Origin of the sequence: Sunxiuqinia dokdonensis (assembly GCF_001270965.1) — a bacterium.
Lineage (GTDB): Bacteria > Bacteroidota > Bacteroidia > Bacteroidales > Prolixibacteraceae > Sunxiuqinia > Sunxiuqinia dokdonensis.
This window is the reverse complement of the sequence record NZ_LGIA01000066.1, coordinates 1-5,200: the sequence shown is the minus strand read 5'-3', so window position 1 is coordinate 5,200 and position 5,200 is coordinate 1. Positions and strand designations below refer to the sequence as shown.

Here is a 5,200-nt window from a genome sequence, read left to right as displayed (position 1 = left end):
GGCTACCATTTACTGGGCCGAAGCCGATTATTCACAAAAAAACTTATTCACCAACCGGCTGGTACCTGTCAAGCAAGCACTCATTGAAACCGGAATCCAGGTTGCCCTTGAATTGGACTCGAGATTATCGCCCCAATGGCAAACACAGACACGAGGTTATTTTGTTGTCAAAGCGGCCAATTCGTTACTGCTCGAGTCCGCTATTCGTGAAAATAATTGGGTTGAAGCCTACGATCATTGGCAAGAGCTATTGGCAAGAACCAACAGCAAATCGGAAAAAAGCAAACTGGAATATAACCTGGCCATTGCCAGCGAAATGCTTGGCAATTTTAATGATGCGGGCCAATGGGCCACAAAATCATACCAAACTCAATATCGCAAGCAAACAGAGGCTTATTTGTACCAGTTAAAAAGCCGAAAACAAACTATTGAAGCGTTTGACAAATATATTCCTGATTAGTTTTTGTAAATGACGGGAGGCCGTTTCAGTGCCCGAATCATCAGGTACAACCCGCCCAGTATAAATGGAATGCTGAGCCACTGTCCCATATTGAGCACCATGCCGGCTTCAAAAGCTTCCTGATCTTCTTTAATGAATTCGATAACAAAACGTGCCAGGAAAATCATCACGAAAAACAGCCCGACGATAAATCCTTGACGGTTCCGCAATTTGGTTTTCCAATACGTATAGAGCATGACCGCAAAAGTGACCAGATAGGCCAGTGCTTCGTAAAGTTGCGTCGGGTGTTTTGCCACTGTTTCCCCATTTCGTTCAAAAATAAAGCCCCAGGGTAAACTGGTTTGAATACCGTATATCTCCGAATTCATCAGGTTTCCCGTACGAATCAGTGCTGCCACCAAAGCTGTTGGCACCACTACCCGATCTAAAACCCACAATACGGAACGTTTAGACACTTTTTTACTCCACCAGATTAGTGCAATAAAAATACCGGCAGCTCCACCATGGCTGGCTAATCCACCTTGCCAAACCTTTAGAATTTCAGCCGGGTGTTGCGAATAGTAGTCCCAACCGTAAAAAATGACATGCCCAAGCCTGGCACCGACAATAGTAGCTACAATCAGGTAAATGAAAAGGCTTTCCAACCACTCCAGGTTGATGTTTTCGAACTTAAACATGCGCTCGCCCTGGTAATAGCCGGATAAAAACCCGATAGCAAACAACAAACCATACCAACGCACTGAGAGCGGCCCAAGGCTGAAAATTTCAGGATCTACGTTCCAATGAATAAAGGCTAAAAATTCCATGTATTCTATTTTTCAAGTCGTGAGCTGGAGTACATTTTTGCTTGTCCCAAAACACCGACTGTTACAAACTCAAAGGATTAGAATTGCATTTCGATGCTATTCCATGTTCTTTCCGTGACAACTTTTGTATTTTTTTCCACTCCCACATGGACAGGGATCATTCCGGCCAACTTTCTTTTCCACACGCACCGGCTGTAATTTTTGAGGTTCTTTACGCTCCTGTTGGCCGCTCCGCGAGGTAACCTCCGAAACATCGGATTTTTGCGTTGAATATTTGCTCATATCAGTCCGTCTGTTGGCATCAGCCTCACGCACCTGGTTCGGGTCTGAAATTGGGATGTGCCCTTTCATCAAAGTTGAAACCACATCTTTATTCACCTTTTGAACCATGATTTTAAACAAGTTGAAGGATTCGAACTTGTAAATCAGCAGCGGATCTTTTTGCTCATAAGTGGCATTCTGAACCGATTGTTTCAAATCATCCATCTCACGCAACTGTTCTTTCCAGGCCTCGTCAATGGTTGACAGCACCACCTGCTTTTGATACGATTTTACCAACTCTTTACCTTGATTGTTGTAGGCTTTTTCAAGGTTGGTAATGATTTGAAAAATGCGCTTGCCGTCGGAAATGGGGACAACAATATTTTGATAGACGTGCGATTTCCGCTCGTACACATCTTTGATAACCGGATAGGCTTGTTTCGAGATCGTTTCAACTTTACGGGTGAAGGTCTTGATCATCACCTGGTAGATCTGCTCAATAATCTCTTCAGGCTTCAGTTTTATAAATTCTTCGGCTGAAACTGGTGATTCAATTGACATCAACCGGACCAACTCCATGTTAAAGTCTTCAAACTGGTCGCTTCCGTAGTACTCGTTTACCAGGTTTTCCAGCGAGTCGTACATCATGTTCAGCAGGTCCACTTCCAGGCGTTCGCCAAACAAGGCATGGAAACGCTTTTTGTAAATGACTTCACGCTGCGAGTTCATCACATCGTCGTATTCAAGCAACCGCTTACGAATACCGAAGTTATTTTCCTCGACTTTACGTTGTGCCCGCTCAATGGATTTGGTGATCATGGAATGTTGAATGACTTCGCCTTCTTCCAAGCCCAAGCGGTCCATAATGCCTGTAATTCGGTCTGAATTAAAAAGACGCATCAGATCGTCTTCCAACGACACGAAAAACTGTGAGCTGCCCGGGTCTCCCTGGCGTCCGGCACGTCCGCGTAACTGGCGGTCAACACGGCGCGAATCGTGGCGTTCGGTACCAATAATGGCCAAACCACCAAGCTCTTTCACCTGTTTTGTCAGTTTAATGTCGGTACCACGACCAGCCATGTTGGTCGCAATGGTGACCATGCCGCTGGCACCAGCGTCGGCAACAATATCGGCTTCGCGGGCATGCAATTTGGCGTTTAGCACGTTATGCTTCACTCCCCGAATTTTCAACATCCGGCTTAGCAATTCCGAAATTTCCACAGAGGTCGTACCAACCAGAGCTGGTCTTCCCTGTTTATTTAGTTCGACGATCTCCTGAATCACCGCATTGTACTTTTCGCGTTTGGTTTTGTACACCAAATCCTCGCGGTCATCGCGAATGATTTTCCGGTTTGTTGGAATGACGACAACTTCCAATTTATAGATATCCCAGAATTCCCCAGCTTCCGTTTCCGCAGTACCGGTCATACCACTTAGTTTGTGGTACATTCTGAAATAGTTTTGCAGCGTAATCGTCGCAAAAGTCTGTGTCGCTGCTTCTACTTTCACACGTTCTTTGGCTTCAATGGCCTGGTGCAATCCATCAGAATAACGCCGGCCTTCCATAATCCGGCCGGTTTGCTCATCCACAATCTTCACTTTATTGTCGATCACCACATATTCCACGTCTTTTTCAAACATGGCATAGGCTTTCAGCAATTGGTTAATCGTGTGAACCCGTTCTGATTTGACGGCATAGTTTTGCAACAACTGGTCTTTTTTCTCCAGTTGCTCTTCCTTTGTCAAGGCTGCATCATTCTGAATTTCAGCAATCATACTTCCCATATCGGGCAGAATGAAAAATTCAGGATCATCCACGTCAGCCGAGATCAAATCAATTCCTTTATCGGTTAACTCGACAGAGTTTTGTTTTTCTTCGATGATAAAATAAAGCGGATCGGTAACAATATGCATGTTCTTGCTATTGTCCTGCATGTAAAAGTTTTCAATCTTTTGCATGGCTGCCTTGTTGCCCTCTTCGCTCAGAAATTTGATGATGGCCTTGGTTTTTGGCAAACCTTTATGCGCCCTGAGCAAGTTCATCGCGCCTTCTTCTTTTTCTTCCTTGGTCGGGTTCTCCTTGTTCAACAAACGTTTGGCATCAGTCAAACACTGATTCACGTAGTTCTTTTGTGCGGCAACCAGTTTTTCAACTTTCGGTTTCAACTCGTCAAACTTCTGAATATCGCCTTTAGGAATTGGTCCGGAGATGATCAAAGGCGTACGTGCATCATCAATCAATACCGAGTCCACCTCATCGACAATGGTATAATGATGCTTGCGCTGAACCAGGTCCTGTGGATTGATGGCCATGTTGTCACGCAGGTAATCAAAGCCAAACTCATTGTTGGTTCCATAGGTAATATCAGCATTGTAAGCTTTTCGGCGTCCATCGGAATTTGGCCGGTGTTTGTCAATGCAATCGACCGATAGCCCATGAAACTCGAAAATTGGGCCCATCCATTCGGCATCACGCTTGGCCAGGTAATCGTTCACGGTTACCACATGCACGCCTTTTCCTGCTAAGGCATTTAGGAAAACAGGCAGCGTGGCCACCAAGGTTTTTCCTTCACCAGTCCCCATCTCGGCAATTTTTCCCTGGTGAAGCACGATTCCACCAATCAGCTGCACATCGTAATGCACCATATCCCAGGTCACTTCCGATCCACCTGCAATCCATTTGTTGTACCAAATAGCCTGATTTCCATCAATTTCGATACTGTCACGTCCTGCGGCCAGCTCGCGGTCAAATTCTGTCGCGTTCACCGTCAGCTTCTCGTTATCCTTAAACTGACGGGCTGTTTCTTTAACTACAGCAAAAGCTGCCGGCAAAATCTCATTCAGAACAAGTTCAATCTTTTCATTGATCTGCTCCTCAATCTTATCAATTTGCTGGTATATCTTTTCACTTTCCTGAATTTCAACCTCCTCGACCTTAGATTTCAAGGACGCGATTTCGTCCATATCCGGCTGTATGCGATCCTGTATAATTTGCTTCAGCCGGGCCGATTCAGCTCTTAGTTCCTCGATGGAAAGTTTTGAGATTCTTTCGTATTCTGCTTTTATTTGCTCAACAATTGGAGAAATCTCCCGGATATCACGATCCGATTTGTTGCCCAAAAATTTTCCTAAAAGTTTATTTACAAATGCCATTATCTTGAATTTCTTATATTTTATCTGTGAACGGACACAAAAGTAGTCAATCTGTGTAAGTTTATTAATTCGCGTCTTGTTTTTTTTCAATAATAATCATGCCACCTGCTGTTTCGCTGAAATTTGCGCCATAATAACATGGTGCGCCACCTTAGCTGTCAATCGAGCATGCAAATCGGACTAATAAGCGATGAGATGGCTTCTATCTTCTATTGATTCACTAATTTTGCATTTCGAAATTGAACCGCTATGAATGATTTTACTTCCAGGTGTTTTGTTTGTCAGAAGAAACTCGATCCGGCGAAAGCCTCAAAAAATTTAGCGCTGAATTTGCCAGTATGCAAAGCGTGCAAAGGAACGGACGAAGAAAAAGATAAAGCCAGGGAACTTACTGATGGGCTGGCCGACGGCTTTGTTTGCGGCTGTATATAAAGAAAGCTGCTTCTGGGGGGAAGCAGCTTCTCGAATTGATTCTGTTTGATTACTAAAATTACTAATTCGTCAATCCTTAAAAACAAAA

Annotated in this window: 4 protein-coding genes; 1 reads left to right on the top strand and 3 read right to left on the bottom strand. The window is 44.2% G+C overall.

Going from position 1 to position 5,200, the window contains the following annotated elements; all coding sequences use genetic code 11:
- Positions 1–460, top strand: a 460-nt coding sequence (locus NC99_RS22060; protein ID WP_162231157.1) for a DUF6340 family protein, incomplete at its 5' end; no start/stop codon positions are given.
- On the opposite strand, the gene lgt is transcribed toward NC99_RS22060, so the two are convergent.
- The 3 genes from lgt to NC99_RS22300 form a co-directional block, all read right to left on the bottom strand.
- Entirely contained in the window at positions 457–1,266 is an 810-nt protein-coding gene (lgt, locus tag NC99_RS06025) for a prolipoprotein diacylglyceryl transferase (protein WP_053180902.1), read from the bottom strand. The genes NC99_RS22060 and lgt overlap by 4 nt on opposite strands.
- Positions 1,267–1,362: 96 nt before the next feature.
- A complete protein-coding gene (secA, locus tag NC99_RS06020) occupies positions 1,363–4,680 on the bottom strand; it encodes a preprotein translocase subunit SecA (protein WP_053180898.1) in 3,318 nt (1,105 codons plus the stop codon).
- A gap of 281 nt (positions 4,681–4,961) precedes the next feature.
- Positions 4,962–5,200, bottom strand: a 239-nt coding sequence (locus NC99_RS22300; RefSeq protein ID WP_204374919.1) for a hypothetical protein, incomplete at its 5' end; no start/stop codon positions are given.

Bases quoted from the DNA above. Each gene is read 5' to 3' on its own strand.
- lgt (WP_053180902.1), bottom strand. From the start codon at position 1,266: ATGGAATTTTTAGCCTTTATTCATTGGAACGTAGATCCTGAAATTTTC.
- secA (WP_053180898.1), bottom strand. From the start codon at position 4,680: ATGGCATTTGTAAATAAACTTTTAGGAAAATTTTTGGGCAACAAATCG.